This window comes from Citrobacter sp. 172116965, assembly GCF_013458095.1.
GTDB lineage: Bacteria > Pseudomonadota > Gammaproteobacteria > Enterobacterales > Enterobacteriaceae > Citrobacter > Citrobacter braakii.
Genome location: NZ_CP046673.1, coordinates 4,631,633 through 4,649,092, shown reverse-complemented (window position 1 = coordinate 4,649,092; position 17,460 = coordinate 4,631,633). Strand labels below are relative to the sequence as shown.

At 52.8% G+C, this 17,460-nt stretch carries 14 protein-coding genes; 8 read left to right on the top strand and 6 right to left on the bottom strand.

The window, feature by feature from the left end; genetic code table 11:
• The first annotated feature begins 57 nt into the window (after nt 1–57).
• Both yhdP and tldD read left to right on the top strand, forming a co-directional pair.
• On the top strand, nt 58–3,858 hold the full coding sequence (yhdP, locus tag GPJ68_RS22570) for an AsmA2 domain-containing protein YhdP (RefSeq protein WP_172860571.1): 3,801 nt from the start codon (nt 58–60) through the stop codon (nt 3,856–3,858).
• 148 nt (nt 3,859–4,006) lie between these two features.
• The gene (gene tldD / locus GPJ68_RS22565; protein WP_019077799.1) at nt 4,007–5,452 is read left to right on the top strand and encodes a metalloprotease TldD; all 1,446 of its coding nucleotides are present in this window, start codon (nt 4,007–4,009) and stop codon (nt 5,450–5,452) included.
• Between the two features lie 94 nt (nt 5,453–5,546).
• Here the strand turns inward: tldD and aaeR are convergent, their stop codons facing one another.
• Nucleotides 5,547–6,476 carry an HTH-type transcriptional activator AaeR gene (gene aaeR, locus GPJ68_RS22560; RefSeq protein ID WP_016157586.1) on the bottom strand — a complete coding sequence of 310 codons (930 nt, stop codon included), beginning with the start codon at nt 6,474–6,476 and terminating at the stop codon, nt 5,547–5,549.
• A 184-nt stretch (nt 6,477–6,660) separates the two neighbouring features.
• On the opposite strand from aaeR, the gene aaeX reads away from it, so the two are divergent.
• From aaeX to GPJ68_RS22540, 4 genes are all read left to right on the top strand, one after another.
• The gene (gene aaeX / locus GPJ68_RS22555) at nt 6,661–6,864 is read left to right on the top strand and encodes a p-hydroxybenzoic acid efflux pump operon protein AaeX (RefSeq protein ID WP_003025177.1); all 204 of its coding nucleotides are present in this window, start codon (nt 6,661–6,663) and stop codon (nt 6,862–6,864) included.
• A 7-nt stretch (nt 6,865–6,871) separates the two neighbouring features.
• Nucleotides 6,872–7,804, top strand: coding sequence for a p-hydroxybenzoic acid efflux pump subunit AaeA (gene aaeA / locus GPJ68_RS22550; RefSeq protein WP_016154711.1), 933 nt, complete (start codon nt 6,872–6,874; stop codon nt 7,802–7,804).
• 5 nt (nt 7,805–7,809) lie between these two features.
• Complete coding sequence (gene aaeB, locus GPJ68_RS22545) at nt 7,810–9,777, top strand: p-hydroxybenzoic acid efflux pump subunit AaeB (protein WP_016154710.1); 1,968 nt, start codon at nt 7,810–7,812, stop codon at nt 9,775–9,777.
• Nucleotides 9,778–9,896: 119 nt separating this feature from the next.
• The gene (locus GPJ68_RS22540) at nt 9,897–10,175 is read left to right on the top strand and encodes a barnase inhibitor (protein WP_016154709.1); all 279 of its coding nucleotides are present in this window, start codon (nt 9,897–9,899) and stop codon (nt 10,173–10,175) included.
• Between the two features lie 56 nt (nt 10,176–10,231).
• On the opposite strand, the gene yhcN is transcribed toward GPJ68_RS22540, so the two are convergent.
• Both yhcN and argR read right to left on the bottom strand, forming a co-directional pair.
• On the bottom strand, nt 10,232–10,498 hold the full coding sequence (yhcN, locus tag GPJ68_RS22535; RefSeq protein WP_003025165.1) for a peroxide/acid stress response protein YhcN: 267 nt from the start codon (nt 10,496–10,498) through the stop codon (nt 10,232–10,234).
• Nucleotides 10,499–10,873: 375 nt separating this feature from the next.
• Nucleotides 10,874–11,344, bottom strand: coding sequence for a transcriptional regulator ArgR (gene argR, locus GPJ68_RS22530; protein ID WP_003025162.1), 471 nt, complete (start codon nt 11,342–11,344; stop codon nt 10,874–10,876).
• 436 nt (nt 11,345–11,780) lie between these two features.
• Between argR and mdh the strand changes: the two genes are divergently transcribed.
• The gene (gene mdh / locus GPJ68_RS22525) at nt 11,781–12,716 is read left to right on the top strand and encodes a malate dehydrogenase (protein ID WP_104651728.1); all 936 of its coding nucleotides are present in this window, start codon (nt 11,781–11,783) and stop codon (nt 12,714–12,716) included.
• A gap of 120 nt (nt 12,717–12,836) precedes the next feature.
• On the opposite strand, the gene degS is transcribed toward mdh, so the two are convergent.
• The 3 genes from degS to zapG form a co-directional block, all read right to left on the bottom strand.
• On the bottom strand, nt 12,837–13,904 hold the full coding sequence (gene degS, locus GPJ68_RS22520) for an outer membrane-stress sensor serine endopeptidase DegS (protein WP_003025154.1): 1,068 nt from the start codon (nt 13,902–13,904) through the stop codon (nt 12,837–12,839).
• A gap of 89 nt (nt 13,905–13,993) precedes the next feature.
• Entirely contained in the window at nt 13,994–15,361 is a 1,368-nt protein-coding gene (gene degQ, locus GPJ68_RS22515; protein WP_047413942.1) for a serine endoprotease DegQ, read from the bottom strand.
• A gap of 168 nt (nt 15,362–15,529) precedes the next feature.
• Entirely contained in the window at nt 15,530–15,928 is a 399-nt protein-coding gene (gene zapG / locus GPJ68_RS22510; RefSeq protein ID WP_003025147.1) for a Z-ring associated protein ZapG, read from the bottom strand.
• Nucleotides 15,929–16,120: 192 nt separating this feature from the next.
• On the opposite strand from zapG, the gene zapE reads away from it, so the two are divergent.
• The gene (gene zapE, locus GPJ68_RS22505; RefSeq protein WP_104651726.1) at nt 16,121–17,248 is read left to right on the top strand and encodes a cell division protein ZapE; all 1,128 of its coding nucleotides are present in this window, start codon (nt 16,121–16,123) and stop codon (nt 17,246–17,248) included.
• The last annotated feature ends 212 nt before the right edge of the window (nt 17,249–17,460 follow it).

Here is a 17,460-nt window from a genome sequence, read left to right as displayed (position 1 = left end):
CGCCATCCGGCAAGACGGTTTTGTGAGTCACATTTTTTGGTAGACAAGGAGAGGCGCGTGAGGCGATTGCCGGGGATATTACTGCTCACTGGAGCCGCATTCGTTGTCATCGCAGCGCTGCTGGTCAGTGGGCTGCGCCTTGCGCTGCCTCATCTTGATAGCTGGCGTCCGGCCATCCTTGACAAGATTGAATCCGCTACCGGTCTGCCCGTCTCCGCCAGCCAACTTTCCGCTAGCTGGCAAAATTTCGGTCCTACTCTTGAAGCGCGCGATATCCATGCGCAGCTTAAAGATGGCGGTGAATTTTCGGTAAAGCGGGTCACATTAGCGCTGGATGTCTGGCAAAGCTTGCTGCACATGCGCTGGCAGTTTCGCGATCTCACCTTCTGGCAGTTGCAACTGCGTACCAATACCCCCATCCAGCGCAGCGAAAGCGGTGATGGAATTGAAGCCGGCCACCTGAGCGATCTCTTCCTGCGTCAGTTTGATCATTTCGATCTACGCGACAGCCAGATTAGCTTTTTAACCCTCTCAGGCCAGCGTGCAGAACTGGCGATCCCGCAGCTTACCTGGCTTAACGGTAAAAACCGACATCGCGCTGAAGGGCAGGTCAGTCTCTCCAGTCTGACCGGGCAGCACGGTGTTATGCAGGTGCGAATGGATCTGCGTGATGACAACGGGCTGTTGAATAACGGTCGGGTCTGGTTGCAGGCCGACGATATCGACGTCAAGCCGTGGCTGGGTAAATGGATGCAGGATAATGTCGCGTTGCAAACCGCGCGTTTTAGCCTGGAAGCATGGATGACGATCAGAAAAGGTGTCGTTTCCGGCGGCGATGTCTGGCTGAAAAAAGGTGGGGCAAGTTGGCTGGGAGAGAGTCGTACGCATACGCTCTCCGTCGATAACCTGACGGCGCACATCAGCCGCGAGCAGTCGGGCTGGCAATTCTCCATTCCCGATACCCGTATCACGATGGATGATAAACCCTGGCCAAGCGGGGCGTTAACGCTGGCCTGGATCCCTGAACAGGAAGTCGGCGGCGAGAATAACAAACGCAGCGACGAGCTACGCATCCGCGCCAGCAATCTGGAGCTGGCCGGGTTAGAAGGGCTGCGTCCGATGGCGGCCAAGTTATCGCCTGTGCTGGGTGATATCTGGCGGGCCACGCAGCCGAGCGGCAAAATAGATGTGCTGGCGCTGGATATCCCGTTACAGGCAACAGAAAAAACTCGCTTCCAGTCCTCGTGGACCAATCTGGCCTGGAAACAGTGGAAGCTGCTGCCAGGGGCAGAACATTTCTCCGGTACGCTCGCGGGCAGCGTTGAAAACGGGGCGCTCACTGCTTCCATGAAGCAAGCTAAAATGCCGTATGAAACCGTCTTTCGCGCACCGCTGGAAATAGAGGATGGCGTAGCGACGCTAAGCTGGCTGAAGAATGATAAAGGTTTCCAGTTAGATGGGCGCAACATTGATGTTAAAGCGAAAGCGGTACACGCACGCGGTGGTTTTCGCTATCTGCAGCCCGCCAATGATGAGCCATGGTTGGGCATTCTGGCAGGTATCAGCACCGACGATGGCTCTCAGGCCTGGCGTTACTTCCCGGAAAACCTGATGGGCAAAGAGCTGGTTGATTACCTCAGCGGCGCTATTCAGGGCGGCGAAGCGGATAACGCCACGTTGGTGTATGGCGGCGACCCGCATCTGTTCCCGTATCTACACAATGAAGGGCAGTTCCAGGTACTGGTGCCGCTTCGCAATGCGAAGTTTGCTTTCCAGCCCGACTGGCCCGCGCTGACTGACCTTAATATTGAACTGAACTTCATTAACGACGGTCTGTGGATGAAGACCGATAGCGTTAATCTGGGCGGTGTGAAGGCCAGTAATCTGACGGCTAACATCCCCGACTATGCCAAAGAAAAACTGCTGATTGATGCCGACATCAACGGGCCGGGCAAGGCGGTTGGACCTTATTTTGATGAGACGCCATTGAAGGATTCACTCGGCGCTACGCTTGAGCAGTTGCAGATTGACGGCGATGTGAATGCTCGCTTACATCTTGATATTCCGCTAGACGGCTCGCTGGTTACCGCCAAAGGTGACGTCAACCTGCGTAATAACAGCCTGTTTATTAAACCGCTCGACAGCACGCTGAAGAATTTGAATGGTAAATTCAGCTTTATCAACGGCGATCTGAAGAGCGAGCCGATGACCGCGAACTGGTTTAATCAGCCTCTGAACGTCGACTTTTCCACGACCGAAGGGGCGAAAGCCTATCAGGTAGCCGTGAATCTGCAAGGTGACTGGCAGCCAAGCCGCATGGGGATTTTACCGACGCAGGTCAACGACGCGTTGAATGGCAGCATAGCGTGGAATGGCAAGGTAGGAATCGATCTTCCGTATCATGCCGGGCCGACCTACAACGTTGAGTTAAAGGGCGACCTCAAGAATGTAAGTAGTCACTTACCTTCTCCGCTGAATAAGGCGGCCGGTGAGGCGTTGCCGGTGAACGTTAAGGCCAACGGCAATCTGCGCAGCTTTGATCTGACCGGCAACGCTGGCAGTAAAAATCATTTTAACAGCCGCTGGCTGCTGAATCAGAAACTGACGCTTGACCGCGCAATCTGGGCGTCGGAAAGCCGCACCGTGCCAGCGTTACCCGATCAACAAGGCATAGAGCTTAATCTTCCCCCTATGGATGGCGCGCAATGGCTGGCGTTATTCCAGAAAGGTGCTGTGGATAACGTGGGCAGCAACGCTAACTTCCCGCAGCGCATCACGATGCGTACGCCATCGTTATCCCTGGGCGGTCAACAGTGGAATAATTTGAGTATCGTTTCTGAGCCTGCGAGCAATGGCTCCACCGTGCAGGCGCAGGGCCGTGAAATTAACGCCACGCTGGCTATGCGCAATAATGCGCCGTGGCTGGCCAATATTAAGTATCTTTATTACAACCCAAGCGCGGCAAAACCGTCACAAAATAGTACGCCAGCCTCGCCGTTCTCAGCCATCGACAACGTCAGCTTCCGTGGCTGGCCGGACCTTCAGCTGCGCTGTGCCGAGTGCTGGATGTGGGGACAGAAATACGGGCGCATTGACGCCGATGTAGCGATTAAAGGCGACACGCTGACCTTGAGTAACGGTCTGTTGGATACGGGTTTTGCCAGACTGACCACCGACGGCGTGTGGGTGAATGCGCCGGGCAAGGAGCGAACGTCGCTGAAGGGTAAACTGAGCGGCAACAAAATTGACTCCGCAGCCGGTTTCTTTGGCGTATCAACGCCGATTCGCAATTCTTCATTCAACGTGGAGTATGATCTGCATTGGCGTAATCCGCCGTGGGATCCTGATGTAGCCTCGCTGAATGGTATTTTGCGTACCCGGCTGGGCAAAGGCGAACTTACCGAACTCAGTACCGGACATGCTGGGCAACTGTTACGTCTGCTAAGCTTCGATGCGTTACTGCGTAAACTGCGCTTTGATTTTAGCGACACCTTCAGCGAAGGCTTCTATTTCGACTCGATTCGCAGCACGGCGTGGATCAAAGATGGCGTGATGCATACCGACGACACGCTGGTGGACGGTCTGGAAGCCGATATTGCGATGAAAGGTTCAGTGAACCTGGTACGCCGGGATCTGGACATGGAAGCCATTGTTGCACCAGAAATATCTGCCACCGTAGGCGTTGCCGCCGCGTTTGCCGTCAACCCGATTGTTGGTGCGGCGGTGTTTGCCGCCAGTAAGGTGCTGGGGCCGCTGTGGAGCAAAGTCTCGATTCTGCGCTATCGCATCACTGGTCCGGTCGATAAGCCGCAAATTAACGAAGTTCTGCGTCAGCCGCGCAAAGAAAGCCAGCAATGATTTGACGGGGGCGAGTAATTGCCCCAATCTCAGTACATAGTATTGCCGGATGGCGCAGCGCTTATCCGGCCTACAGCAGCCTAACAACGTAGGCCGGATAAGGCGTTTTTTTCCGCTATCCGGCAGAATTAAATGAGTAATCAAAACGATGAGTCTGAACCTGGTAAGTGAACAATTGCTAGCGGCAAATGGCCTGAAACATCAGGATCTGTTTGCCATCCTGGGCCAACTGGCCGAACGCCGTCTTGATTACGGCGATCTCTATTTTCAGTCGAGCTATCACGAATCCTGGGTTTTAGAAGACCGCATCATTAAAGATGGTTCTTACAATATCGATCAGGGCGTTGGCGTACGCGCCATCAGCGGCGAGAAAACAGGGTTTGCCTATGCAGACCAGATTAGCCTGTTGGCGCTGGAACAAAGCGCTCATGCCGCGCGTACTATCGTGCGTGACAACGGTGACGGCAAAGTAAAAACGCTGGGGGCCGTGGAGCATCAGGCGCTTTACACCTCGGTTGATCCGTTGCAGAGCATGAGCCGCGAAGAAAAACTGGATATCCTGCGCCGCGTAGACAACGTGGCCCGTGCCACCGACAAACGCGTCCAGGAAGTGACCGCCAGCCTGACCGGTGTTTATGAACTGATCCTGGTGGCCGCGACTGATGGTACGCTGGCCGCTGACGTCCGCCCGCTGGTACGTTTGTCCGTAAGCGTACAGGTCGAAGAGGACGGTAAGCGTGAGCGCGGCGCCAGCGGTGGCGGCGGTCGTTTTGGCTATGACTATTTCCTTGGCGACCTTGATGGTGAAGTCCGTGCCGACGCGTGGGCGAAAGAGGCCGTACGGATGGCGTTAGTCAATCTGTCCGCGGTAGCAGCGCCTGCTGGTACGCTGCCGGTAGTACTCGGCGCTGGCTGGCCTGGCGTTCTGCTGCATGAAGCGGTCGGTCATGGTCTGGAAGGTGATTTTAACCGCCGTGGCACCTCGGTATTCAGCGGTCACATGGGTGAACTGGTGGCGTCAGAACTGTGTACCGTTGTGGATGATGGCACAATGGCGGACCGTCGTGGTTCTGTGGCTATCGATGACGAAGGGACACCGGGTCAGTACAACGTGCTGATCGAAAACGGCATTCTGAAAGGCTACATGCAGGACAAACTGAATGCGCGCCTGATGGGCGTAGCGCCAACGGGTAACGGTCGCCGTGAATCTTACGCGCACTTGCCGATGCCGCGTATGACCAACACCTATATGCTGCCGGGGAAATCCACGCCGCAGGAAATCATCGAATCCGTTGAATACGGTATTTATGCGCCTAACTTTGGCGGCGGTCAGGTGGATATCACCTCCGGGAAATTTGTATTCTCGACGTCCGAAGCGTACCTGATTGAAAACGGTAAAGTGACCAAACCGGTGAAAGGCGCAACGCTGATTGGTTCCGGTATCGAAGCGATGCAGCAGATTTCGATGGTGGGTAACGACCTGAAACTGGATAACGGGGTTGGCGTTTGCGGTAAAGAAGGACAGAGCTTGCCGGTGGGCGTGGGCCAGCCGACGCTGAAGGTGGATAACTTGACCGTAGGTGGCACCGCGTAACGACCCGGTCGCCGGATAACGCTCAGCGTATCCGGCCTGGAATGTGCGTTGGCACTGAATGTAGGCCCGGTAAGCAAAGCGCTACCGGGCTTTTTTATTTCTCTTTGCCCCGGCCGTACATCCCCTGAAACAGCTGCGCCACATCGACAAAATAATCCGTCAGATAGTTAATCACCACCTGGACCTTGAGCGGTAGTTTGTCTTTTTCGGTATACAGTGCATAGACCGGACGTGGATCCGACTGGTAGCGGGGCAGCAGGATCTCCACTTCGCCACGATTGATCTCATTGATCACCCACATCAGCGGCACATAGGCAATACCCGCGCCTGCTGCCAGCCAGCGCACCAGCGTCATCGGATCGTTAGTCACGAAGCGCCCTTCTGGGATCAGGCGGGTAGAGATCCCCTCCGGAGCGATAAGTTCGAATTCATTATCCGGGCGCACGCTGTATTCCAGCCACGAGTGGTTGCTGAGATCGGCGGGTTTTTCCGGCACGCCAAACTGAGCGAGATAGCTTTTAGCGGCGCAGACCACCATCGGCATGGTTCCCAGGCGACGTGAAAACAGGCTGGAGTCCTGCAACGCGCCGACGCGAATAACCACGTCCAGACCGTCGGCGATTAAATCCGGTGCCGGGATGCCTGTTACCAGATTTACCGTCAATCCTGGATACTCTTTCAGCATCGTTGCGGTCAACCCAGCGAGGACATTTTGTGCCATGGTTGAAGAACAACCAATGCGCAAGGTGCCGATGGGCGTGTTGTTAAAGGCATAAAGCTGTTCGTGAACATCCTGTGCTTCGTGCAGCATCCGGCGGCAGCCCTGATAATAAATTTTACCGGCTTCAGTTAGCCCAATGCTGCGTGTGCTGCGGTTTAGCAGCTTGACCTGTAGCTCATCTTCCAGTTTAGAGACCGTCTGGCTTATCGATGAAACGCTCATTTGTAACTGTCTTGCGGCGGCGGTGAAGGAGCCCAGTTCGACAACTTTGGCAAACACCGACATACGTTTTAATCGTTCCATTGTTCACTCTGACTTAAAAGTGATTTAGATCACATAATATAGATAACAGCATAACAGTTACGTTAATATATTATTATTCAAATAACAGCTATGTCGCTCTCGCCTGGCTCATCCTTGCCCTTCTCTGCGGTGACATACGCTAGAAAATCTATCACCTGCACTCTCTTAAGCTACCAAGGTCAACATGAGTCTGTTTCCCGTTATCGTGGTGTTTGGTCTGTCCTTCCCACCGATTTTTTTCGAATTACTTTTGTCACTGGCGATTTTCTGGCTGGTGCGCCGGGTACTGGTTCCAACTGGCATCTATGATTTTGTCTGGCACCCGGCTCTGTTTAACACCGCGCTGTATTGCTGCCTGTTCTATTTAATAACGCGCCTGTTCGTTTGAGGTTGAAGTGAAAACACTAACAAGAAAACTCTCCCGTACGGCCACGACTCTCGTACTGGTCATTCTGGCCTTCATCGCCATTTTCCGCGCATGGGTGTTCTACACCGAGTCGCCGTGGACGCGTGATGCGCGCTTCAGCGCCGACGTTGTGGCAATAGCCCCGGATGTCGCCGGGCTTATCACTAACGTTAACGTTCATGATAATCAACTGGTGAAGAAAGACCAGGTCCTGTTTACCATCGATCAGCCGCGCTATAAAAAAGCGCTCGAAGAAGCGGAAGCAGACGTCGCCTACTATCAGGTGTTATCGCAGGAAAAACGCCAGGAGGCCAGCCGTCGTAATCGGCTGGGCGTGCAGGCTATGTCTCGTGAAGAGATTGACCAGTCAAACAATGTCCTGCAAACCGTATTACACCAGCTTGCGAAGGCGCAGGCGACCCGCGACCTGGCGAAATTAGATCTGGAACGTACCGTCATTCGCGCTCCAGCAGATGGCTGGGTGACTAACCTGAACGTCTACAGCGGCGAATTTATTACTCGCGGCTCTACGGCGGTGGCGTTGGTCAAACAGCATTCTTTTTATGTGCTGGCCTATATGGAAGAAACCAAGCTGGAAGGCGTCCGCCCTGGGTATCGCGCAGAGATCACCCCGCTGGGCAGTAATCATGTGCTGAAGGGCACCGTTGATAGCGTGGCGGCTGGTGTAACGAATGCCAGCAGCACGCGGGACGCAAAGGGTATGGCGACCATTGATTCCAATCTTGAATGGGTGCGTCTGGCGCAGCGTGTACCGGTGCGAATTCGTCTTGATGAGCAGCAGGGAACCCTGTGGCCTGCGGGGACTACGGCTACCGTCGTCATTACCGGCAAGCAGGATCGCGATGCAAGCCGGGAATCCTTCTTCCGTAAAATGGCGCACCGCCTGCGCGAGTTTGGCTAATCGTGATGGGCATTTTCTCTATTGCCAACCAGCATATCCGCTTTGCGGTAAAACTGGCGTGCGCGATTGTACTGGCGCTGTTCGTTGGCTTTCACTTCCAACTTGAGACCCCGCGCTGGGCGGTGCTGACCGCAGCCATTGTGGCGGCTGGCCCGGCCTTTGCCGCTGGCGGAGAGCCCTATTCTGGTGCTATACGCTATCGCGGCATGCTGCGTATTGTCGGGACATTTATCGGCTGTATTGCTGCACTGATCATTATCATCAGCATGATCCGCGCCCCGTTATTGATGATCCTGGTGTGTTGTATCTGGGCCGGTTTTTGTACCTGGATCTCGTCGCTTGTGAAGATCGAAAACTCCTATGCCTGGGGACTTTCGGGCTATACGGCGCTGATCATCGTCATTACCATCCAGGCTGAACCGCTGCTGACGCCGCAATTTGCGCTCGAACGTTGTAGTGAAATAGTGATGGGGATTGTCTGTGCTATTGTGGCCGATCTGCTCTTTTCGCCCCGTTCGGTGAAACAGGAGATTGATGTCGAACTGGACAGCCTGCTGGTGGCGCAGTATCAGCTTATGCAGTTGTGCATTAAGCATGGTGACAGTGAAGAAGTGGACAAAGCCTGGGGCGATTTAGTCCGGCGTACGGCGGCACTGGAAGGCATGCGAAGTAACCTGAATATGGAGTCCTCACGCTGGGGGCGGGCTAACCGCAGACTCAAAGCATTGAACACGCTGTCACTCACGCTCATCACGCAGTCCTGCGAAACCTATCTTATTCAGAACACTCGACCCGAACTGATCACTGATACCTTCCGCGAGTTGTTCAATATGCCGGTTGAAACGGTGCAGGATGTTCATAAACAGTTGAAGCGGATGCGGCGGGTGATTGCCTGGACCGGCGAACGCGAAACGCCGATCACGATATATAGTTGGGCAGGCGCCGCGACGCGCTACCTGTTGCTCAAACGCGGTGTACTGAGTAATACCAAAATTAGCGCCACGGAAGAAGAGATCCTGCAAGGTGAGCCAGTAGTGAAGGTGGAGTCTGCCGAGCGCCATCATGCGATGGTCAACTTCTGGCGCACCACGCTTTCTTGTGTGCTGGGAACTTTATTCTGGCTGTGGACCGGATGGACCTCCGGCAGCGGCGCAATGGTGATGATTGCGGTTGTCACTTCGCTGGCAATGCGTTTGCCCAACCCGCGCATGGTGGCGATAGACTTTATTTACGGTACGTTGGCGGCGTTACCGCTCGGGGCGCTCTATTTCCTGGTGATTATCCCCAATACGCAACAAAGCATGTTGTTACTGTGCCTGAGCCTGGCGGTGCTGGGGTTCTTTCTGGGTATAGAGGTACAGAAACGACGACTGGGATCAATGGGGGCTCTGGCCAGCACTATTAATATCATCGTGCTGGATAACCCGATGACCTTCCACTTTAGCCAGTTCCTTGATAGTGCGCTGGGGCAAATTGTTGGCTGCGTGCTGGCATTTATCGTCATTCTGTTGGTGCGCGATAACTCTCGTGACAGAACGGGTCGCGTGTTGCTCAACCAGTTTGTCTCGGCGGCGGTTTCAGCGATGACCACCAACGTGGTACGTCGTAAAGAAAACCATCTCCCGGCGCTTTATCAGCAGCTATTTTTGCTGATGAACAAATTTCCCGGCGACCTGGCGAAGTTTCGCCTGGCTCTGACGATGATCATTGCGCATCAGCGCCTGCGCGATGCGCCGATACCGGTAAACGAGGATCTATCCGCGTTCCATCGCCAGCTTCGTCGCACTGCGGATCACGTGATTTCCGCAGGAAACGACGACAAGCGCCGACGCTACTTTAGCCAGCTGCTGGAAGAGCTTGAGATCTATCAGGAGAAATTAATCATCTGGCAAGCGCCGCCGCAGGTGACCGAGCCGGTAAAACGACTTAGCGGGATGCTGCACAAATACCAGCATGCGCTAACAAGTAATTAAGAGTTGGAAACCGACGCTAAAGGCGTCGGTTTTTTTATGGCTATACTTACCTGAAAATGCAGGAGGTTCCTGCATATTGATGGTCTGTAGAGTGACTGGCGTCGGGATGGTGGCTATAGATGAACATCTATACATTTGATTTTGACGAGATAGAAGACCAGGGGGATTTCTACCGTGAGTTTACGCGCGCGTTCGGTCTCGCCCGGGAAAAGGTGGTTGATTTAGATTCTCTGTGGGAGGTGGTTATCGGGGACGTTTTACCGCTGCCGCTGGAGATTGAATTTGTTCATTTGCCGGACAAGTTACGCAGGCGATACGGCGCGCTGATTTTACTGTTCGATGAAGCGGAAGAAGAGCTGGAAGGACAGCTGCGCTTTAACGTTCGTCACTCAATGTAAGGCATAAAAAAGCCCCCGGCAGGCGGGGGCAAGTCGTCGGACTAGACGACGAGGGTTTATTTGTAGAGTTCTGCAGTCGCGTGCCAGTGAGCGCCTTCACGGAGTTCGGTGACGCGATAGCTGCTGGCACCCGCTTTTTCAGCTTTAGCGGCGATAGCCTGACGCATGTCCATTGGTGAGCTACCGATCTGAGATACGGAGATGCTGCCCATGGATTGCAGGTTCTGTGCTTCTTGTGAGTTCACCTGAGTCACTGCGGCGCTTGCACCGAAAGAGAGAACAGAAAGAAGGCTTAAGGTTGCAATAGTTGTTTTGATTTTCATGATATTTACCTCGTCGAATTCTTTTATTGGGGTCTGCGTTTCGTGACCCTCATCACAAAATCAAGTATACACTAATCACTCGATAAATTAATACCACGCTAATTGTTTCCATGCGGGTTAAGTATTAAGAAAAATATTTTTTATAACAAAACGGAATTAAAAATAGGGTTTTAAGCATCAATTTTATAATAAATTCAATTAAATCATTGAGATATGAATTTTTGCAAAATGTGCGTTTTTAACTCTTCATATTCGCTATGTGAATGACTTTTGACGGTTAAACGCACCATTTGTTAAATCAATGGCAGTGGATAATAGAGGGAGGAGGGTGGATACAGAGGTTTTTCCCCGCCGCGAGGCGACGGGGAGGAAGTATTACAGCTCTTGTTCAAACAGTTCCAGAATGGCTTCGTACAAATCTTTTACCGTAAAACCCTTAGCTGGGGTGGTGAAGATGGTATCGTCACCGGCAATTGTACCCAGAATACCTTCCGCTTTACCTAATGAGTCCAGCAGACGTGCAATCAACTGAGCAGCGCCAGGGCTGGTATGAATAACCACAACTGCATCGTTGTAATCGATATCCAATACCAGATTTTTCAGTGGACTGGATGTTGTAGGTACCCCTAACTCTGCCGGCAGGCAGTACACCATTTCCATTTTCGCATTGCGGGTACGCACGGCGCCGAACTTGGTCAGCATGCGAGAAACCTTGGACTGATTGATATTATCAAAGCCCTGATCCTGCAACGCGAGGACGATTTCGCCCTGAGAGCTGAACTTTTCTTCTTTAAGCAGCGCTTTAAACGCCTTTACTAATTCTTCTTGTTTTGCCGAGCTTCGCATAAGTCACCCGTAATATGGCGGTAGAAACAACATTATTGTGCATACAGATGAATTTTTATGCAAACAGTCTGCCTTGTTCAAGGCTGAAATAATGTTATGAAAGAGCGGAATTTTATCAAATTTCGTTATCAAGAAACATGCCTGTGTCACGGCTCGCAAATAAGGTTAAAAGTAAATTAAATGTTATCAAATTGATGTTGTTTTGAGAGGTGGGTAGGGTATATTGTCAGCACCTGTTGGAAAGTTGCTCTACTGTGCGGGTGGTTTTGAATTACGTAACTTAGGTTTTATTTTACGTAAGTTAAATGCATAAAAGCCAAATTTGCGTGACTACGCATTCTTGACGCGTGGTTGTTGTATTCGTTGGATTTGTGAATTAAGGTCGCCGCCGCGGAGCAATAGACACTTTGCTTATCAATATAATAAGGAGTTTAGGATGAAAGTTGCAGTCCTCGGCGCTGCTGGTGGTATCGGTCAGGCGCTAGCATTACTGTTAAAAACCCAACTGCCTTCAGGTTCAGAACTCTCCCTGTACGACATCGCTCCAGTAACGCCTGGCGTGGCCGTTGATTTGAGCCATATCCCTACTGCTGTGAAAATCAAAGGCTTCAGCGGCGAAGACGCTACCCCTGCACTGGAAGGTGCTGATGTGGTACTGATCTCTGCGGGTGTCGCACGTAAACCGGGTATGGATCGTTCCGACCTATTCAACGTTAACGCCGGTATCGTGAAGAACCTGGTGCAGCAGGTTGCTAAAACCTGCCCGAAAGCATGTATCGGTATCATCACCAACCCAGTGAACACGACCGTTGCTATCGCTGCAGAAGTGCTGAAAAAAGCAGGCGTATACGATAAGAACAAACTGTTTGGCGTGACCACGCTGGACATCATCCGCTCCAACACCTTTGTTGCGGAACTGAAAGGCAAGCAGCCTGGTGACGTTGAAGTCCCGGTTATTGGCGGCCACTCTGGCGTGACCATTCTCCCGCTGCTGTCACAAATCCCTGGCGTGAGCTTCACTGAGCAAGAAGCGGCTGACCTGACCAAACGTATCCAGAATGCGGGTACAGAAGTTGTGGAAGCTAAAGCCGGTGGCGGATCTGCAACCCTGTCTATGGGTCAGGCTGCAGCACGTTTCGGCCTGTCACTGGTTCGCGCGCTGAGCGGCGAAAAAGACGTGGTTGAATGTGCTTACGTTGAAGGCGACGGCCAGTATGCTCGCTTCTTCTCTCAGCCGCTGCTGTTGGGTAAAAACGGCGTAGAAGAACGCCAGTCTATCGGCAAGCTGAGCGCATTTGAGCAGAGCTCGCTGGAAGGTATGCTGGATACGCTGAAGAAAGATATCACCCTGGGTGAAGAGTTCGTTAAATAACGCCTTTATGTAGGCCGGATGGCGGTGTTTAGCACTTTATCCGTCCTACAAATATCGCGAATTTGACGCATAAAAAAACCGGAGCTATCTCCGGTTTTTTTACATCATTTCGCTTGTGATTTAGTTTGTAGCCGGGTATTCCTGAATCGTTACCTGCAGCGTCAACTGCTTGTCATCACGCATCACGACAACAGAGATAACCGAACCTGGGCGAATCTCTGCCACCTGGTCCATGGTTTCCAGCGCAGATACTGCCGGTTTGTTATTGACCGAAATAATCAGATCGTTAACCTGAATTCCTGCCTGCGCAGCCGGACCATCTGGGGCCACTTCGTTAACCACTATCCCCTGAATTTGATCCATCCCGCCGCCCTGGGCGTGCAGTGGCGCAATTTCGCGACCGCTGATGCCGATGTAGCCACGAATCACGCGCCCGTCACGAATCAGCTTATCCATGATTTTGGTTGCCAACTGAAACGGAATAGCAAAGCCGATCCCTTCCGGGGTTTCGCCATCGTTGCTCTTATCAAATGACAGCGTGTTAATACCCATTAACTCGCCCAGCGAGTTGACCAACGCGCCGCCGGAGTTGCCGTGGTTGATGGAGGCATCCGTTTGCAGGAAGTTTTGCCGTCCAGTCGGGTTCAGGCCAATACGACCGGTGGCGCTGATAATCCCCTGAGTGATGGTTTGCCCAAGGTTGTACGGGTTACCAATGGCGAGGACGACATCGCCGATGTGCGGCACGCGTTTGTTATTAATTGGGATTGTCGGCAGTCCGCCAGTCGCGTTGATTTTCAGCACCGCAAGATCGGTTAACGTATCAGAACCCACTAGCAGCGCTTCGAATACACGCCCATCCTGCAACGCGACGATGATTTGGTCGGCATCATTAATGACGTGCTTATTGGTAATGATATAGCCGCGCTGATCCATGATAACGCCTGAGCCGAGTGTGCGGATCTCAAGCTGGTTATGTGCTGTGCTGTTCATACTACGGTTATAAACGTTAACGACGGCAGGCGCTGCACGGCGAACCGCCGGGTTATAGCTGGCGGGCGTTTCATCTGCACTGTCGAACTGTGGCGCGGTAAGCGTATTTATTTTTCGCAGAGAGGGCATCGCGGCCAGCAGAATAGCGCCGACGATTAAACCAATCGCGACCGAACGTAAAAGCTTCACAAACATGATGGCGGCGTCATTAATAAAGGGAACGGCAGCAGCATATCACGAGTTTACCGGACATCACACGGGGGGCTGATGTCCGGTTGCATGCGTTAACGCAGGAGCAGGTAAATACTCTCGTTACCGCGCACTACCTGCAGAGCAATGATCGACGGTTTCGTTTCCAGCACTTTACGCATTTCGGCGATCGAATTTACACGATCGCGGTTAACGCCAATGATAACGTCATCTTTATGCAGACCGGCCTGCGCGGCTGGGCTACTTTTTTCAACGTTATCAATTTTGATGCCTTTGGTGCCGTCTTTAAGCTGACCGTCACTGAGCGTAGCCCCTTGCAACGCAGGAGCAATCATCTCCGCGCTGGCGGACGATGATGTACTGGTATCCAGGGTTACTTCAACCTCCAGCGGTTTACCGTTACGCAGCAGGCCCAGTTTGACTTTAGTCCCTGGTTCGGTTGTCGCTATGCGTGAACGCAGTTCGGCGAAGCTGTTGAGCGGTTTGCCGTTGAGGCTGGTAATGACGTCACCAGACTTCACACCTGCTTTTGCGGAGCCAGAGTTAGGCAGAACCTCGCTGACAAACGCGCCGCGCTGCACGTCCAGTTTGAACGCTTTGGCGATATCGGCGGTCATTTCGGTGCCTTTAATTCCCAGCAGACCACGTTTGATTTCACCAAACTGCATCAGTTGCTGCGCCAGCGTGCGTGCCATATTGCTCGGGATCGCAAAACCAATACCGATGCTACCGCCGCCGGGGGCCAGAATCGCGGTGTTAATGCCAATCAGCTCACCATTGAGGTTTAGCAACGCGCCGCCGGAGTTACCCCGGTTGATGGAGGCATCGGTCTGAATAAAGTTTTCCAGACCTTCCAGGTTCAACCCGCTGCGACCCAAAGCCGATACGATGCCGGAGGTGGCCGTTTGCCCCAAACCAAACGGGTTACCCACGGCCACCGCGAAATCACCGACGCGGAGTTTGTCGGAGTCGGCAATGGCAATTTGCGTCAGGTTGCTGGGGTGTTGAATTTGCAGCAGAGCGATATCGCTCTGGTCGTCGCTGCCGATAAGCTTAGCGTCGAACTCACGGCCATCATTAAGCTGAACGCTGATTTTTTGCGCCTGATTGATGACGTGATTATTGGTCAGGACGTAGCCTTTGGCGGCATCAATGATGACCCCGGAACCCAGCCCTTCAAAAGGTTGTGCAGGTTGATCGGGAAGTTCATCACCAAAAAACTTTTTGAACTCTTCCGGGACTTTCTGCCCCTGAGCGGCGGTGCCTTCGACCCTTACGCTCACCACGGCAGGTAACACTTTCTCCAGCATCGGTGCGAGGCTGGGGAGCGCAGCCTGACCGGGAACCTGGCCGGGAATCGACGCTACGGCTGGGAATGGCGCCGAGAGAGTTAACCCGACACTTAACGCTAATGCACTCAACAGCTGGGTTTGTTTTTTCATGGATCCTGCTCTCGTACCTTGAGTAAACGGAAGATGATTCAAAACAGTTTGATGTTATTGAATTTTCGGTTTGGTCACAATGAGGCTAACGACTAAATAATAGCTGGGACAGGAAGAGAAGCGGAGGGCGCAATTGCTGCGCCCAATAAATTTCTTAACGATGTGCAGTTAGTCGCGCTTTGCGCCACTACGCAGCAGGCCAGATGCGCCTTCAGAATAGTCTCGCGGCATCTGAACCGGCGCCTGATCGTTACCCGCTTCGGACTCTGCCAGACGATTACGGAACGGATTATTTTCCGGTGACATACCCGGCAGCAGGTTGCTGGAGCTTTTCGCCATATGCTGATAGATCTGACGATAATCGTCCGCCATGTTATCCAGCAGTTCAGCGCTGCGGGCAAAGTGGCTCACCAGCTCTTCGCGGTACTCTTCCAGCTCAGCTTTATTTTTTTCCAGTTCGTACTGCAATGCCTGCTGTTGGCGTAATTTACGATTACCAAAACGCATGGCTACAGCACCAATAATGATACCGACGACTAACCCAATTAGCGCATATTCCCAGGTCATGAACATCTCCCGTTGTCTTGTGTTTCCGTAGGGTGTTGGCTTTAGGCTCCATGCCTGCGCCTGATTATGCCACTATAACCGCTAATCCCGTAGAAGTGGAATCCCGTGTTTATATCACGTAATGTAGAACGGCCTTTTTTTCGTCAACCGTGAGCGACGGCACATCGATTCTCAAGGAATAACAATAACATCATGCAAAGCCTTTCCCCGACATCGCGTTACCAGCAAGCCCTCAAAGACGGCAGTCATCAGCCCGACAACGTACAACAAGAAGCAGTGAATCGACTGGAAACAATTTTCCAGGCGCTTTCGACGCCAGCACGTCCTGCGCCGCAGGAGAGCGGACTGATGGCGCGTTTTGGCAAATTGCTGGGAAAACGTGAGTCATCGACCAATGCGCCGGTGCGTGGTCTGTATATGTGGGGCGGAGTCGGGCGCGGAAAAACGTGGCTGATGGATCTGTTCTTCCATAGCCTGCCGGGCGGGCGTAAACAGCGTTTGCACTTTCACCGTTTTATGCTGCGCGTCCATGAAGAGCTTACGGCCCTGCAGGGGCAGAGCGATCCGCTGGAAATCATTGCCGACCGCTTTAAGGCCGAAACGGACGTGCTGTGCTTTGACGAATTTTTTGTTTCTGACATCACCGATGCCATGCTGCTCGGCGGTCTGATGAAGGCGCTGTTTGCCCGTGGTATTACGCTGGTGGCAACCTCCAATATTCCGCCTGATGAGCTGTATCGCAACGGTTTGCAACGTACGCGTTTTCTTCCTGCCATTGATGCCATCAAACAGCATTGTGACATCATGAATGTCGATGCTGGCGTCGATTATCGTCTGCGCACCTTAACGCAGGCGCATTTGTGGTTGTCGCCACTGAATGAGGAAACCCGCCAGCAGATGGACAAGCTCTGGCTGGCATTAGCGGGAACGAAAAGTGAACATGCGCCGACGTTGGAGATCAATCATCGTCCGATGCAGACGCTGGCCGTCGAAAACCAAACGCTGGCGGTGTCGTTCACTACGCTCTGTGTCGATGCGCGTAGTCAGCATGACTACATTGCGCTATCGCGTCTTTTTCATACGGTGCTGTTGTCTGATGTGCCGGTCATGACGACGCTGATGGAGAGCGAAGCGCGGCGTTTTATCGCACTGGTGGATGAGTTCTATGAACGCCACGTTAAGCTGGTGGTCAGTGCGGCCTCACCACTTTACGAAATTTATCAGGGCGATCGTCTGAAGTTTGAATTTCAGCGTTGTTTGTCGCGTTTGCAGGAGATGCAAAGCGAAGAGTATCTGAAGCGGGAACATTTAGCCGGTTAAACCTGCCGCAAATCACATAAAGGGGTCGATCTTTGACCCTGACTTCTCTATAATCTTGCGACCCCACGTTACGAGAGAGTTTTTTTCCCAAAACTTTCTATGCGCCGGCATAGGCTATTCGAAGGGGTAGGTTTGCTGGACAATGTCGTGTGAACCTCAACTGACAAAACGTTTGGGTGTTCACCAACGTGTAACTTATTTATTTGGGTAAG